The 14,113-nt window shown below is 49.4% G+C and carries 15 protein-coding genes; 6 read left to right on the top strand and 9 right to left on the bottom strand.

Translation table 11 applies throughout. The features are described 5' to 3' along the window. Positions 1–5: 5 nt before the first annotated feature. From dnaE to ACYC56_RS07160, 3 genes are all read right to left on the bottom strand, one after another. Entirely contained in the window at positions 6–3,266 is a 3,261-nt protein-coding gene (gene dnaE / locus ACYC56_RS07170; RefSeq protein WP_461373497.1) for a DNA polymerase III subunit alpha, read from the bottom strand. Between the two features lie 256 nt (positions 3,267–3,522). Continuing rightward, the gene (locus ACYC56_RS07165; protein WP_461373496.1) at positions 3,523–3,999 is read right to left on the bottom strand and encodes a YaiI/YqxD family protein; all 477 of its coding nucleotides are present in this window, start codon (positions 3,997–3,999) and stop codon (positions 3,523–3,525) included. Further along, positions 3,983–4,936, bottom strand: a complete 954-nt coding sequence (locus ACYC56_RS07160) for an ATP-binding protein (RefSeq protein WP_461373495.1) — start codon at positions 4,934–4,936, stop codon at positions 3,983–3,985. The genes ACYC56_RS07165 and ACYC56_RS07160 overlap by 17 nt, the downstream gene beginning before the upstream one ends. Before the next feature lie 143 nt (positions 4,937–5,079). Here ACYC56_RS07160 and ACYC56_RS07155 point away from each other — a divergent pair, with 143 nt between their 5' ends. Beyond that, positions 5,080–5,307 (top strand): KGG domain-containing protein, encoded by a 228-nt coding sequence (locus ACYC56_RS07155; RefSeq protein ID WP_461373494.1) that lies wholly within the window; start codon positions 5,080–5,082, stop codon positions 5,305–5,307. Positions 5,308–5,350: 43 nt separating this feature from the next. Here the strand turns inward: ACYC56_RS07155 and ACYC56_RS07150 are convergent, their stop codons facing one another. Next, entirely contained in the window at positions 5,351–5,485 is a 135-nt protein-coding gene (locus ACYC56_RS07150) for a hypothetical protein (RefSeq protein ID WP_461373493.1), read from the bottom strand. A 411-nt stretch (positions 5,486–5,896) separates the two neighbouring features. Between ACYC56_RS07150 and ACYC56_RS07145 the strand changes: the two genes are divergently transcribed. After that, positions 5,897–6,103, top strand: a complete 207-nt coding sequence (locus ACYC56_RS07145) for a cold-shock protein (protein ID WP_286678692.1) — start codon at positions 5,897–5,899, stop codon at positions 6,101–6,103. Positions 6,104–6,550: 447 nt separating this feature from the next. On the opposite strand, the gene ACYC56_RS07140 is transcribed toward ACYC56_RS07145, so the two are convergent. Beyond that, positions 6,551–7,189 carry a hypothetical protein gene (locus ACYC56_RS07140; RefSeq protein ID WP_461373492.1) on the bottom strand — a complete coding sequence of 213 codons (639 nt, stop codon included), beginning with the start codon at positions 7,187–7,189 and terminating at the stop codon, positions 6,551–6,553. A gap of 673 nt (positions 7,190–7,862) precedes the next feature. Between ACYC56_RS07140 and ACYC56_RS07135 the strand changes: the two genes are divergently transcribed. Both ACYC56_RS07135 and ACYC56_RS07130 read left to right on the top strand, forming a co-directional pair. Beyond that, positions 7,863–8,291: a nuclear transport factor 2 family protein gene (locus tag ACYC56_RS07135; protein WP_461373491.1), complete on the top strand. Its 429-nt coding sequence runs from the start codon at positions 7,863–7,865 to the stop codon at positions 8,289–8,291. Positions 8,292–8,334: 43 nt separating this feature from the next. After that, the gene (locus ACYC56_RS07130; protein WP_461373490.1) at positions 8,335–9,810 is read left to right on the top strand and encodes a carboxypeptidase-like regulatory domain-containing protein; all 1,476 of its coding nucleotides are present in this window, start codon (positions 8,335–8,337) and stop codon (positions 9,808–9,810) included. An 83-nt stretch (positions 9,811–9,893) separates the two neighbouring features. On the opposite strand, the gene ACYC56_RS07125 is transcribed toward ACYC56_RS07130, so the two are convergent. From ACYC56_RS07125 to ACYC56_RS07110, 4 genes are read right to left on the bottom strand one after another with little or no spacing between them, the layout of a single operon-like run. Further along, positions 9,894–10,358 carry a hypothetical protein gene (locus ACYC56_RS07125; RefSeq protein ID WP_461373489.1) on the bottom strand — a complete coding sequence of 155 codons (465 nt, stop codon included), beginning with the start codon at positions 10,356–10,358 and terminating at the stop codon, positions 9,894–9,896. Positions 10,359–10,374: 16 nt separating this feature from the next. After that, entirely contained in the window at positions 10,375–11,250 is an 876-nt protein-coding gene (gene chrA, locus ACYC56_RS07120) for a chromate efflux transporter (RefSeq protein WP_461373498.1), read from the bottom strand. After that, positions 11,250–11,585: a hypothetical protein gene (locus ACYC56_RS07115; protein WP_461373488.1), complete on the bottom strand. Its 336-nt coding sequence runs from the start codon at positions 11,583–11,585 to the stop codon at positions 11,250–11,252. The genes chrA and ACYC56_RS07115 overlap by 1 nt, the downstream gene beginning before the upstream one ends. Then, positions 11,578–12,015 (bottom strand): BlaI/MecI/CopY family transcriptional regulator, encoded by a 438-nt coding sequence (locus ACYC56_RS07110; protein WP_461373487.1) that lies wholly within the window; start codon positions 12,013–12,015, stop codon positions 11,578–11,580. The genes ACYC56_RS07115 and ACYC56_RS07110 overlap by 8 nt, the downstream gene beginning before the upstream one ends. Before the next feature lie 339 nt (positions 12,016–12,354). Between ACYC56_RS07110 and ACYC56_RS07105 the strand changes: the two genes are divergently transcribed. Further along, positions 12,355–13,314 carry a sulfite exporter TauE/SafE family protein gene (locus ACYC56_RS07105; RefSeq protein WP_461373486.1) on the top strand — a complete coding sequence of 320 codons (960 nt, stop codon included), beginning with the start codon at positions 12,355–12,357 and terminating at the stop codon, positions 13,312–13,314. A 54-nt stretch (positions 13,315–13,368) separates the two neighbouring features. After that, a partial coding sequence (locus ACYC56_RS07100; RefSeq protein WP_461373485.1) for a molybdopterin molybdotransferase MoeA occupies positions 13,369–14,113 on the top strand: 745 nt, incomplete at its 3' end.

The following is a 14,113-nucleotide window of genomic DNA, read 5'->3' as shown; positions in this document are numbered from 1 at the left end:
AACTGTCACGCCGCCTTATCTTTTTGGCTGCGGATACCCATGTCAACGGCCTTCTCAAAGGTCAGCAAAAGCTGCTTGCGGCTTACCTTACATGTATCAAACGCACCGCCTTTGATAAGACTTTCAATAGTGCGCTTGTTTAGCACGCCCATGTCGACCCGCCTGCAGAAGTCGTAAATCGATTTGAACTGGCCTCCGTGCTCGCGCTCGCTTATAATACCCTCGATCGCGCCCTCGCCGACGTTTCGCACCGCCGAAAGGCCAAATCGAATCGAGTTACCGACAACCGTAAAGTCGCGGTAGCTCTCATTAACATCCGGCGGCAGGATTTCGACGTTCATCCGGCGGCACTCATTGATATACTGCGCCACCTTATCCTTATTGCCCATGATGCTCGTAAGAAGCGCCGCCAGGAACTCCACCGGATAATGAGCCTTCAACCAGGCTGTTTGCCACGAGACAACGGCATAAGCGGTCGAATGTGAGTTATGCACAATCAAGCCGTTAGCAATGAAGCTATGAGTGCCCTCGATCTCAAGGTCGTAGGTTTGCTCAACACCCATTGGCTCAATCGAAACGATTTTATCCCAGTAGATGTCTGCAGTTATTTCCTCCTGTTTAACAAGAGTTCTTACCGCACATTGAGCAACATCATGGCTTGCTTTATCATCAACAAGTTCATAGTAAGCATTATGTTTTGGCCAGTTTGTGTGGAAAAACGATGGTGCAATGGTTGCCGCTGCGATTTCCTTTCCAACACCTAACTCCCTCAGTTCCTTCCAACCATCCATCGTTAAGAAGGGATGGTTGTCGGTCGCTGTGATGGTATGGCCTGATTGAGTGGCAACTCGAAAGACCGGTTTATGCCCATTGCTGACGCAATCGACAACAGGTCGCTTAACTATTTTATAATCGTTATCGCAACTTAACGTGCTGATGTTTCGCCTGGATGTATATAATTCTTCGACTGTTACAATCTCGCCCGTGTCGGCATCTACAATCTCGGTCGAGCCGATTACGCATTTATTGAAGCCATACCCCGCGAAGTGGACGATCAAATCGAAGACCTTTCCGGCGAGCCCTTCTTCGACACCGTTTTCGACGGAGCCTTCGACGAATTGCTGGCGCAGCTTGGCGAGAACTTCGGGGAGCTTTTTTCCCATCGCTTTTCGCAGGGTGTCGGCCTGGCCCATCGAGAAGCCGCCCATGGTGGAGGCGATGCGCATGACCTGTTCCTGGTAGACCATGACGCCGTAGGTCTCTTTAAGGACCGGCTCGAGCATTTCATGCGGGTAGCTTATTGGTTTTTGCCCGTGCTTGCGCTCGACGAAGTCTTTTACCATGCCCGAGCCGAGCGGGCCCGGGCGGTACAGCGCTAAGAGGGCGATGATATCGGTAAACGCCGTCGGCTGCAAATCCCTCAACAGCGAACGCATACCCGAACTCTCCAGCTGGAACACGCCGGTGGTCTCGCCTTTCTGTAGCAGGTCGTAGGTCTTTTTATCCTCGTCCGGGATGGTGTCGATGTCGATTTCCACCCCATGGTTTTTCTTAATGTTCTTCACCGCGTTATCGATGACGGTGAGCGTACGCAACCCCAGGAAGTCCATCTTCAGCAGGCCGATCTTCTCAATCGAGCCCATGCTGTATTGGGTGACGATCTCGGCCTCGCCTTTTCGCTGTACCGGCGTGCGGTTGGTGAGTTCCTGGTCGGAGATAACAACGCCTGCCGCGTGGATGGAATCCTGCCTGACCAACCCCTCCAGGTTTTTGGCCATGTCCAGAACCTGGCCGGTCACCTCCTGGTCGTTTTGATAAGCATCTTTTAACTCGGGGACATGCTGAATCGCGGCGTCTATCGTCCAGGGCCTGCCCTCGTTAAATCCCTCGGGAATCATCTTGGCGATCTTATCCACCCTGCCGTAAGGGATGTCAAAGACCCGGCCCGCATCACGGATGGCGGCGCGGGCAGCCATGGTGCCGAAGGTGATGATCTGGGCGACCTTATCCTCGCCGTACTTCTGCGTAACGTACTCGATGACCTCGGGGCGCCGCTCGAAGCAAAAGTCTATATCGATATCGGGCATGCTTATCCGCTCCGGGTTTAAGAACCTCTCAAAGAGCAGGTCGTACTTCATCGGGTCGACGTTGGTGATCTCGAGGCAGTAGGCGACCATGCTCCCGGCGGCCGACCCGCGGCCCGGTCCCACCTTGATATCCTGCGACTTCGCATACCGCACAAAATCCTGAACGACCAGGAAGTAACCCGGGAACCCCATCTGCTTGATGACGCCTATCTCATATTCCAGGCGCTCTTTATATTGTTCGCTGGCCTCCGGGTAGCGCATCTCGAAACCCTCATGGCACAGTTTTTCAAAATACTCATCGGCGGTATAGCCCTCGGGAATGTCATAGTTCGGAAGCAAATACTCGCCGAATTTTATCTCGACATTGCAGCGCTCAGCGATTGCAGCCGTATTTTCCAGGACGTCCGGCCTGCCGGGAAACAACGCGGCCATTTCCTCGCCCGACTTCAAATAGAAATTGTCACTGTCGAATCTCATCCTGGTGGTGTCGGCAAGCGTCGAGCCTGTTTGGATGCAAAGCAGCACGTCGTGGGCCGGCGCATCCTCCCTATTCGTATAATGGATGTCATTCGTGGCGATAATCGGGATATCGATTTCCTCAGAGAGCCTGAACATCCCCTCGTTTACCTTTTTCTGCTCGGGAATACCGTGGTCCTGAACCTCCAGGTAAAAGTTGCCTTTCCCAAAGAGCGTCTCAAAATAGAGTGCCTCTTTTTTGGCCGCCTCGTAATTATCATGCATGAGATGCCGGGCTACTTGCCCCGCCAAACACGCGCTGCTCGCGATTAACCCCTCGTGGTACTGCTCGAGGATTTCCTTATCTACCCTTGGTTTATAGTAAAAACCATCAAAGAAACTCAGCATAACGAGCTTCATCAGGTTGCGATACCCCTGGTCGTTTTCCGCCAATAAAACAAGGTGGGTATAAGACTCGTCGCTTCGAGTCTTATCGAAACGGCTCCCCGGCGCGACATAGACCTCGCAGCCGATAATCGGCTTTATCCCCTGCTTCTTCGCCTGCTCGTAGAATTCTATGATGCCGTACATGACACCGTGGTCGGTCAACGCAATTGCGGGCATCCCCAGCTCTTTTGCCTTTGCAACCAGGTCTTTCAATCTCGACGCGCCGTCGAGCAAAGAATATTCTGAGTGTGTATGAAGGTGAATGAAATTTGACAATGCGGCTCCTTGCTCAAACTAAAACAGTAAACCGAAGCTTACTCTGCTGTTGCTTTTTTGTTGCCCGGGATAAATCTGTCGCCCAAGGTTTAGCTAAAACTTAACTTGATTATACCCTGAAGTAAGCCATTACTTAATACGAAAAACGGAGCCGTTCCTTAAATATCCATGAGAATATTGAATCATGTACTGCAAACGAATGCGGTTCGAGAGTGTGGGCAAAGGCAGAGGGGCGGGCGCAAACAGCCCGGTGATCTTATGGTTGTTCAAGAAGGCGTTTGAGTACCTCTACCAGGCGTTCCCTATCTTCACCCGTATACGGTGCGGGACCTTTGGTTCTGCCGCCCGCCCTGCGAATTTTCTGTCCTTCGTGGCGTAAAAACAGTTCGGTGTCGATTGTTGCCGGATTGTATACTTTGCCGCGCGGTGAGACGGTATCGGCCTTCTTGGAGAGCGTTAGTGCCGCAAGGCCGATATCTGCGGTAATCACGATATCGCCTGCATGCACCAATGCGACGATAGCGTAATCCGCCGCATCCCGCTCGCTGGGAACTACGACCGTTGAAACACCAATCGTTTGATTAAACCGCTGAAGGTTCTGGGTGTCGTTACCGACGAGCACGACCGGGGCTTTATGCGCCCTGCTCACCCTTAGTATCTCGTTCAGCGAAGGGCACGCATCCGCATCGACGATGACTTTCCTTTCGCCCGCACGATTATCCACGTCTCTCATCATGACCCCCAGTCTTTTGTCTTGAATCTGCTAGCAGCATGTCGATCGCAAGAGGGATGCCTTTATCCGGCGCATGCTCTAATGCAATCGCACCTTCCGTGCAATGGGATACACAGAGAGCGCACCCCATACACGCATCGTCATCGACCACTGCAGTACCGTTCTCGCCCACAATTACCGCCCCAAAAGGACAAACGCCGGCGCACGTTCCGCATCCCACACATACACTGTAATCTACCTGCGGGCGATACCCGGAATGGACAAGCCGGGGCACGTCTCTCATAAACGACTGCATTCCCAAACAACAACACCGGCAACAATTACATATCGCATAAAAGCGGTTGTGCATCACATCCTTAAACCAGGCCGTATGAATATGGCCTCGCCTCTCTTCGGCGGCAAGTACGGCAAGAGCTTCATCGGCCGATATATGTCGCGCCTTGCCGGGCTGGTGGTCTACCACAAAACTTGCGAACGGCTCGCCGACGACAAGGCACACATCCTTCGGCTCGCACGCCTCGTTCTTCTGCGCACGACAGGGGCACTCAAGAACCGCGATACGCTGCACACCCTCGCTAAAGATTATGTCCCTTGCCACTGGATAAGGGATGACATGCTCGAGATCGGTCAACTCGACCGGCGTGTCCACCGTTATAAGCCGGGCGGCATCCCTGCCGGTCAAGACCTTTCCGTGATAAGTGTCCGCCGGCTCGTTTCCTTGGTCTTTTGGAAGCAGCCAAGGCCACGTTGCAGGCTTTAAATAGAGCGAGGTTCGTGCGCCGTAAATATACCCCTCGATTCTTTTTCTCCGTGGAAGGTTAGACAATCGCCAATACGCCCTGGTAGAACGCCGGGGTAGAATACTCCCCTCGAGCTTTATCCAAACCGCCGCCAGCGTTAAAGCCACTATACCCGTGACACGCAACGCTCTTCGCATAAATATCCTCCGATTGCCGGACAATCTTTTCACTTAAGTCTAACCACAGATACGGAACATATGCCAGCTATTCTACCGCCGCGTGTTTGATGCTTATCAAGCGGGTATGTACACATACTACACATCCTAAGGAGGCGAGTTTCATGCCGGAAGGAAAATACGAGAAGAAACATGAAGAACATACGGGCGAAATGACCGTCAAAGAGGCCGGCCACCTCGGCGGAGAAAAGGGCGGCAAGAAGGGTGGGGAGACCACCAAAGAGAAATACGGCCATGAATTCTACGAGGAAATAGGGCACAAAGGCGGTCAGAAGGTCAAAGACTTGATTGAAAAAGGCGAAGCCGCGGAAAAGGAAGGGAAATCGGATTAAGCCGCCGATTCCTGTTCTTTAGCTTTCTCATTCTCTAACAACTCTACAAAGCGGTCGACCAGATCAGGGTCGAATTGCGTGCCTCGATGCTTCCTGAGTTCGGCAATCGCAACGTCCTGCGGTAGCCCTTCCCTACAAGGCCGGTCGGATACCATATCCTGATAACCAGGTTCCCCATTTGTCCTCGGTCAACTCCTTGTCGGCACAGGGTCGCCGAAACGCCTCCTTCATTTCCGGAAACTCAGATATATCGTATGCATCTCCAAGTTATGACTTTCTATTTCGTCCATATGACTAGCCTTTTTATAGATTCTAAGGCGGTTGCTCTCTAAATTATCGACATAGCAGATACGTTCTTAAAGGATTGCGAACGGTGTAGTAAAGCCAATATCAACAGCTTGGCCATAAAGAGCTTTACAAAAACCGGATTATAGTCGATACTTAAATATAGCTAAGACGTGAATTCGTAAATGGGGACTCGTTATTAGACGGGTCTTTATTTTTTTGGTCGGTGTTGTAAACTTTGTTGAGTACCTCATTAACCTAGCGTCGTAAGCTTAATGTGTTTAGGCGCTAGGAGGTGGAAGATTTGTCAAAAGGTACAGTAAAGTGGTTCAACGATGGCAAGGGCTTTGGCTTTATCAGCCAGGAGAACGGCGGCCCGGACGTATTCGTACATCACTCAGCAATCAGCGGAGAGGGCTTTAAGTCACTCGCCGAGGGTGATGCCGTCGAGTTCGAGGTCCAGATGGAGGCCAAGGGCGCCCGTGCATCAAACGTTACCGTTGTCAGGTAAGCATGATTAATCAAAAGACCTGCTATATCAAGCAGGTCTTTTTTTGTTTATTGATAGCTAGCTAGCCGCAATGGAACTAAGGTCTTAGCCAGAACAAGATTTGTGTGCTATACTTATTAAAAGAGATGCTTCGTTATTTGACCCGGAAGGATATGGGGCTCTTAGGAAAGAGAATCATATCCCTTTTTTATTGCATAGAATTACTACATGTAGTAGTAGCACCAGAGCACCAAAAAGAGACGGACCCTCTACGATGCAACTAAACACTTATAGAAAGGATACGATGATGAGAATAACCACTGAAAAAGGCAAGAAATACCGTGCTTACAGTCCCCAAGAGTTCTTTAAGTCCCCTGAAAGCCCGCAGCCATTCTACGGCCTAAACGAGCTTAAGCCCAAAAGATCCGACGCAAAGGAATTAAACACTCACACAGCTCGGAAATCTGACTAGGGAGCCATTCCGACCGAGTCACGGATCGACTCATAGGCACTCTTCTCGACTTCTTCGGGGGTTGGGATATCTTTAAGATCCAGCGGCGCGAAGGCTCTGCTGTTGCCGGTAGACCCATCTGTTTCTATATAATACCTGGTAGATCCGGGCACCAGCCTGTCGCTTGAATCAGATTTTCCTACAACCTTAATGTTCGCGGATATGCGCTGGTCGGTGGAGACATACTCATTTAGGTCGTGACGCCAGCTATCGATATCTTTTGTAGCCTTTACAAGCTGCTCTTTTGAAAGTCGATTTCTGTAATCCTCTAAAAACGCTAACCTTCCCTTGAGGACCGGTATATCCTCCTCGTTGGTGTAGTCTAATCGATACTTCCGCTCGACATCGAAAACCGCCTCGATTTGTTCCTTAGAAGCCTGCTGTGATAGGACCGACACCTTTGCATCGAGCAACTTCCAGTGCTTGAGCTGGGCATCCTTCTTTAGATAGCCGTCTAACGCTGATTGTAATTGCTTTGTGGAAACACTTGCCGACCCCGAATTCCGGCTTCCGCAAGATGAAATGCTTAAGGCAAAGATAATAGTGAGGCATATTGCAAGCACTCGTCCCCTTCTGCCCGTCAGACTGCAGCTCATATGGCACTCCTTTGCGCTTACTAGCGGTAACATGCTTTATAGGACCTATGGTTAACGTGATGCTCGATTATAGACATATCAAGAACCTAAAATCAATTAGCGTAGCAGTAACCCGCCGGACGACACGTATGCTTAATCGCCTGCACGTCGAGGTAAGAAGATTCGCAAGCATCTCGATAAAGGAGTGAAACAAATAAGCATGTTTACCTGCCTAATTACAGATATTAAAAATAATTTAACAATCCGCGCGATTTTTTAAGCACTCATTCGTTTAATACATATAGAGGTATTGGTACCGGTTTTTTTACATGTGCGCAAGGTTACGCTGTTTCTTAAAGCAAGTCTATTTAGATACAGCATACTTTTTTCGGTAGAATGAGCAATTTTTCACAAGCGTACTAATCCGATAGATATCGAAAACCCAATCCTCTTATGTGCCCTGGGCTAACTCCCAGTGATACTTCGTTTCTTTAAGTCGAGCCGGCGTAGCGTGTTTCGTAGAGCCAGAGGGCGTGATGCAAAGCCCGTGTGCTTTTAGCATCGACCGTACGAGAACAGGTGCGTCAAAAATACTGTGGCAGCTGCCCTGCTGCCGAAAAGAAGGAGTGATGAGTATCGAGTAAAAGCCGTGCAAAGTGACCGGTGAGTTTTTGAAAACAAGTGAGGGATCAATTTGAAAGGTAAGAAGTTTTTAGTAGCAGTGCTATTCCTGACGGTGTTAAGTTTATCTGTGCTTGGCTGTAAAACAGGCCAGTATTCAGGTTCTCAACAATCAAATGCGGGCACTTCTGGCCCTAGAGCAGTGCTCGACACCTTCTTCTCTTCAGCTGTACAGAAAAATTACAAGGTAACGTATAGCTGCTATTACAAGGAGTACAAGAAAAAGATAAGCGAGAGTGAATTCGTTAAACACCGGAAAGAAGCTTCTGTTTTGCAGAAGTACACCATTTCCTCTGTGATAGAGGATGGCAATAAAGCCCATGCCGAAGTCCTTTTAACATGGGCTCCCTCTAAGACGTTCAAAAGGGACAAGCCGGTTACAAAGAAAATCAAAGAAGACCTTATCAAAGAGAACGGACAATGGAAGATCAAGGTCTGGTAACGTTCGCAAGAACACGCCAACAAATTCTTCAAGGAGAAACCACATGAGAAAAGCATCTATAGTGATCTTAGTGATCGCTCTTGTCTCGCTGATGGCTACCGGTGTTGCCTATGCCGGTAAACCAGGCGGCGGAGCAGGTGGTACGATCACCGGAATCGTTACAGACATCAGCACCGGCGCCGCTGTATCTGGTGCGACGGTCAGTAACGGCACGCAGTCGGCAACGACGGCCACAAATGGCTCATACACAATAACCGGTGTGACCGCGGGAACTATTACGTTTAACGTAACAAAAACCGGTTATCAGCAAACATGGCAAAAAGCCAACATCGTAGCCGGTGCCACCACAACAACAAACTGGTCGCTTACAGCAGCCTATGGCACGCAAACGATTCCTGCCGCAAGCATGGATTACGCCATCATGGCATGGAACGACCTTGGTATGCACTGCGGCCAGGACGATTATTCCGGCGCGTGCGTGTTGCCCCCGTATAACACGGTTCACGTTCAGATCCAGAACCGCAACGCAAAGAGCAACCCGTTAATGAGTGGTGTTACCGTTACCTATGCGTATGCTAAGAAGACCGACCCGACGCTTCACAACAACTTCTGGCAGTATGCTCCAAACTTTGGTTGGAATCTAGCACCGGGCGTTGGCCTTGCAGGAAACAAGCTCACCGGCACGATGGTCAAAGATGCCAAGAATCTTAGCTGGGTTGCCGAGGGCGTTCCGGTTACCGCTTATGATGATGACGGTACCTGGGATCCATACGGTAAGATGACGGTTACCGTAAAGGATGCCGCTTCGGGCGCAACGCTTCAGACCGCTGACGTCGTAACCCCGGTATCCGGTGAGATGAGCTGCTTCAACTGCCACGGCACAACCAATACATTCCAGAATATCCTGCAAAAACATGATGCGAACCACGGCACGACACTTGCCGCTGATGCAACAGCCGGTAGGCCACACCGCTGTTCCGAGGGCAATTGCCACGGCGACAATGCTCTTGGCGCACCAGGTGGTAACGGTGTAGAGAGCCTCTCCTATGCAATGCATAACTTCCATGCAAGCAAAGTAAGTGGATCAAGTGTTAGCCCAGTATGCTACAACTGCCATCCGGGACCGAACACCAAGTGCATGCGTGGTATTATGTCGCGCGCCGGCAATACCTGTATTACTTGCCACGGCGATATGGCTAAAGTAGCGAGTTCTCAGCTTGCCGCTAATGGCGGTCGTCAGCCATGGCTGCAGGAGCCAAAATGCGGTGATTGCCATGACAGCAAACACGTAGAGAACACAAATACTCTCTATCGTAACTCCGTACTGCAGAACGGCCCGAACAACACCATGAACAACAAGCTCTACTGCGAGGCATGCCACAACAGCACGCACGCCGAGCTTACCGGGTCGAACGCAGCCGACTTCTCGGTTATCAACAAGTTCCAGGGCGACAACTACTGGGTATGGAGCTGCAAGTTCTGCCATACCAACAAAGCCCAGGGCGTAATGCACAAGTAATTCTGTGCCATTGCACTTGACTTGAAAATCATGTAAAGGGGAGCCGATTGGCTCCCCTTTTTATCTGCTGCAGATACTCTATATCAAGCTGTGGCCTTTTTATACTCTTCCAGGTATTCTTTCGTCAGCGCTTCAAGCTTTTCAAGCCTACCGCCTGCAAAGTCTTGATCCGGATCATATTTGCGCAACCTAAACTTCCGGCCAAATGCGCTAAATCTCCACGGTCCCTTCCAGTGATAGCCGTAGAGGGGCCACACGCCATGCCCTACCCAATCCTGCAGGCTATGCAAGGCCTTTCCCAGGTCATTGAGATCTTCTGTATCGATCGCTTTACCCAGATGGTACCTCGCATACCAAAGCTGTGTCGGCATGCCGCCAAACAGCGCTAAGAGGTTTGTGTTAAGATGTCTCCCCCGCTCGTATCGCTCCCCCGCCTTCAGGATATCGACCTGCCAGTCGGCAAAGGCGATGCGCCGGGCATCTTCTTCGGAGAACCCCGTCTCAAGCGCCCATTTATAGGTTTTGAAATAGTGTATCAGCTTGCCCATAGACCTACCTGAGTTTTCACCTAAGGATAAATAATGAGACTACGGTAGTTACGATAACCACCCAGAAGATTTCTATCTTTAAAAGTAATGCAATAAACGCTCCGCCTGCTAAAAGAGTGCGAGGTAAATCCCATGGTATGTCTAAGGCAAAGCGAATCGTAACGGATAAAAGAAGCCCGACAAATGAGCTTAGTATGCCACTGATGGCTCTACTAAAATAAGGAGAGTTTCTAAGTCTATCAAAATAAGGGGTAATGCCAATCACAAGTATGAAAGAGGGTAAGAATACGCTAACGGTGGCAATAAGCCCACCTAAAATGCCATATAGCAAGTAGCCAACAAAGGTTGCGGTAATTACAATTGGCCCTGGTGTTATCTGCCCCAGGGCGATCCCGTTTAGGAACGTCTTGGCATCGAGCCACGAGCGTACATCAACGATTTCATGAAACATAAGAGGAACTGAGGCAAACCCGCCCCCAAAAGCAAACAGGTCAATCCTAAACATAAGGGTGGCAAGATCGAATAGCTTCCGATTTATGAAGAAGAGAAGAATAAATCCTACGGCTACAGCTAGTAAAAGTGGCAAAAGGGATTTTAATGAATCGGCTTTTCTGCTCGAATCGACTATCGCTTGATAGGAAGTCTGCCTCATATACAGTAAAATTCCTAAAACCGCCGCCAAGAGGATTACGAGAATCGGGCTTATCCTGAAGCCAAACATTAAAGCGGCAACAACAGCAATTACAACATCCTGCCACTTTTTTAAAGAATTTTTGCCAAATGATATCGTTGCGTTGGCAACGATGGCTACGATAATTGCTTGAAGGCCGCTAAAAATTGAAACCACCGTGGGCAAGCTATGCGCTCTCACATAGAGAGCTGAGAAAGTCATCATGAGAAGAAAGGCGGGCAAGCCAAAGCCAATATTAAGGCAAACAGACCGGCATTGAAACTGTTGCCTTGATACACATGGGTGAAAGTACGTGTTAAACCATCTAGTGGTCCAACTGCTAGGTAAGTTCTGCTATATTCTGTATGCTGAATAACAATTGGGATTACTATTGGCGCAACAAACGGCGCAACAAACAACCTTATTCTCGTCTTCGGATCATCAATTGCAAATATCTTTATAACTGCCAAGATGGCAATCGTCGTAATTGCTGATACTATAATGCTTTGTGAGATATATGGATAAGCAGAAAACAGAATAGACATCCAGCTATTCATTATCTTGTCCTTTGTCATCCTCATCAAGCATTTGCTTGATTTCACTTAAAACCTTTTTGGCCTCAGGCGTGTCTGGCAACGAAGCGATATTAGCAAGAAGGGGTTCGGAAAATCCATCGAGCAAACCATCCAGCACTTCTCTTACCATGTTCTTTGCAAACTCACCCTTAGAAACTTTTGGCATGTAGATATATGCTGCATCCTGCTTTTCCTGGTAAAGAACTCCCTTCTTGGCCAAATTACTCATCGTAGACATTACCGTCGTATATGCAATGTCTCGTCCTTTTAACATTTCTTGATAGACATCTCGAACCGTGACCCTTTCCTTGGTCCAAATAATCTCCATAATATCGGCTTCAAGATCGCCTAAGAACTTCTTAAAGCCCCTCTTGTATGGCTTAAACGATACTTTTGCGTTCTCTGAGGGCATTTGTAAACCTCCCGATAAATTAAGTCTTGTTTTAGCTTAGCAACTTAGGCTACTATTATCAATAGTATTTAGTTCCTACGTAGACGATGAAAGGCAGACGCTCTCCGCTGAGCAGGCATCTTAATACGTACTTCACAAGACTTTCATAAAACATTCATATGTGGCCCGGTATGAAACGTGTAACAACTAAGGGTTTTAAATACAAGGATTAGTAGATAAAATCCCCTTAGTCTTTTTTAACAGATTGTGTTTAACAAGCCGTTAACATATAAAATAGGTAGTGCTAAAGTTATAAGTAAAATCACGCAGGGTTAACCCAAGACATATCAGGAGTTAGTTATGTTCTTCCAGATCGCCGGTATCCATGTCGAGCCTTGGATTCCGCCATTAGTAGCTTTCGTGATTTCGTTTTTTACCTCCATGGGCGGCGTATCTGGCGCATTCTTGCTGCTTCCTTTTCAGATGTCTTTTCTTGGGTACACAAACCCATCCGTCAGCTCCACCAACCAGGTGTTTAATATCGTCGCCATCCCGAGCGGCGTATACCGCTACTATAAAGAAGACCGCATGGTGTGGCCGCTGACCTTGATAGTGATCATCGGCACGCTTCCGGGCGTTCTTATCGGCGCTTTCGTGCGCGTTACGTACTTGCCCGACCCAAAAGATTTCAAGCTCTTTGCCGCAGCGATCTTGCTCTATATCGGCATTAAGATGATTCGCGATTTATTAAGTAAGAGCGCCGGCGCCTCGGAAAAAGACAAAAGCGAAAAGCGCTTCCAGGAACTCGTGCGCAACTATGGCACTGGAGCAGCCGTAACCGAGGCCGCCGATGGGGGAACATTGCAGACTATTAGAATTACGCACTTCAATCGGAAACGGCTCGGCTACACGTTTTACGGGGAGCAGTTCGATGTTTCGTTCTGGGGTATCTTCGCCCTCAGTTTCATCGTCGGAATCGTGGGTGGCATCTATGGCATCGGCGGCGGTGCGATTATCGCGCCTTTCTTCGTCTCCTTCTTTGGCCTTCCTGTCTATACGGTGGCCGGTGCGGCGCTGATGGGCACCTTCGTCACATCGGTGGCAGGTGTTGCTTTTTACCAGGCTATCGCACCATTTTATCCTAAGATGTCCGTGGCCCCTGACTTGCTGCTCGGCGTTTTGTTTGGGCTCGGTGGCATGGCCGGGATGTATCTTGGCGCGAGATGTCAGAAATATGTTCCGGCAAAAGCCATTAAGTGGATGCTAGGCGGTATTATTATCTTTACCGCCCTCAAATACGCTCTCGACTTTTTCCATTAATAACTGCTATTTGTTAAACTATCCTCAATACCCATTTAACTTGAAGGACGAGCTATGCCGGAATTTTTTAAAGTTGTAACGCCGCAGCAGATTTTTGATGCGCTGGCTGGGTTTGCCAGATTAACGTTTGAGAGAATAGACCTGGAACACTCACTGGGCCGGGTTCTTGGCCTGGACGTGACTTCACAGGAGGACCTTCCACCTCGAGCAAGATCCACGATGGACGGATACGCCGTAAGAGCGGCGGATACGTTTGGGGCCTCGGATGCTGTGCCAGCGCTGCTTACAACTGTTGGGCGAATTGCCATGGGGACCCTTCCTGATATATCAATTGCCAAAGGTCAGGCAGCAGAAATCCCTACGGGAGGGTTTTTGCCCGAGGGCGCAGATGCCGTTGTCATGGTGGAATATACAAACCCCTTGGGCGACGGAGAAATAGAAGTGACCAGGCCCGTGACAAAAGGTGAAAATGTGCTGGAGCGAGCCGGTGATGTCGCCCTCGGTGACAACGTGCTGCCTGCAGGCAAGCGACTTAGGCCCCAGGATGTCGGCATGCTGGCCGGGCTTGGCGTTACCGAAATCACCGTCTTTAAAAGACCCAGGGTAGCTGTCATTTCAACGGGAGATGAGATCGTACCGGTAACACAAACTCCATCGACGGGGCAGATACGATATATTAACAGCTACGCTATCCACGCGCTAGTTGAGACCGTGGATGCGGTACCAATTCCCAGTGATATCGTCCGGGACGAACCGGATCTTTTAATATCCGCTCTCTTAAACGCGCTTGAGGTAGCGG

Source organism: Candidatus Aquicultor sp., from assembly GCF_054640775.1.
The sequence above is the reverse complement of the archived record's forward strand: the minus strand, read 5'-3'. Positions and strand labels throughout refer to the sequence as shown.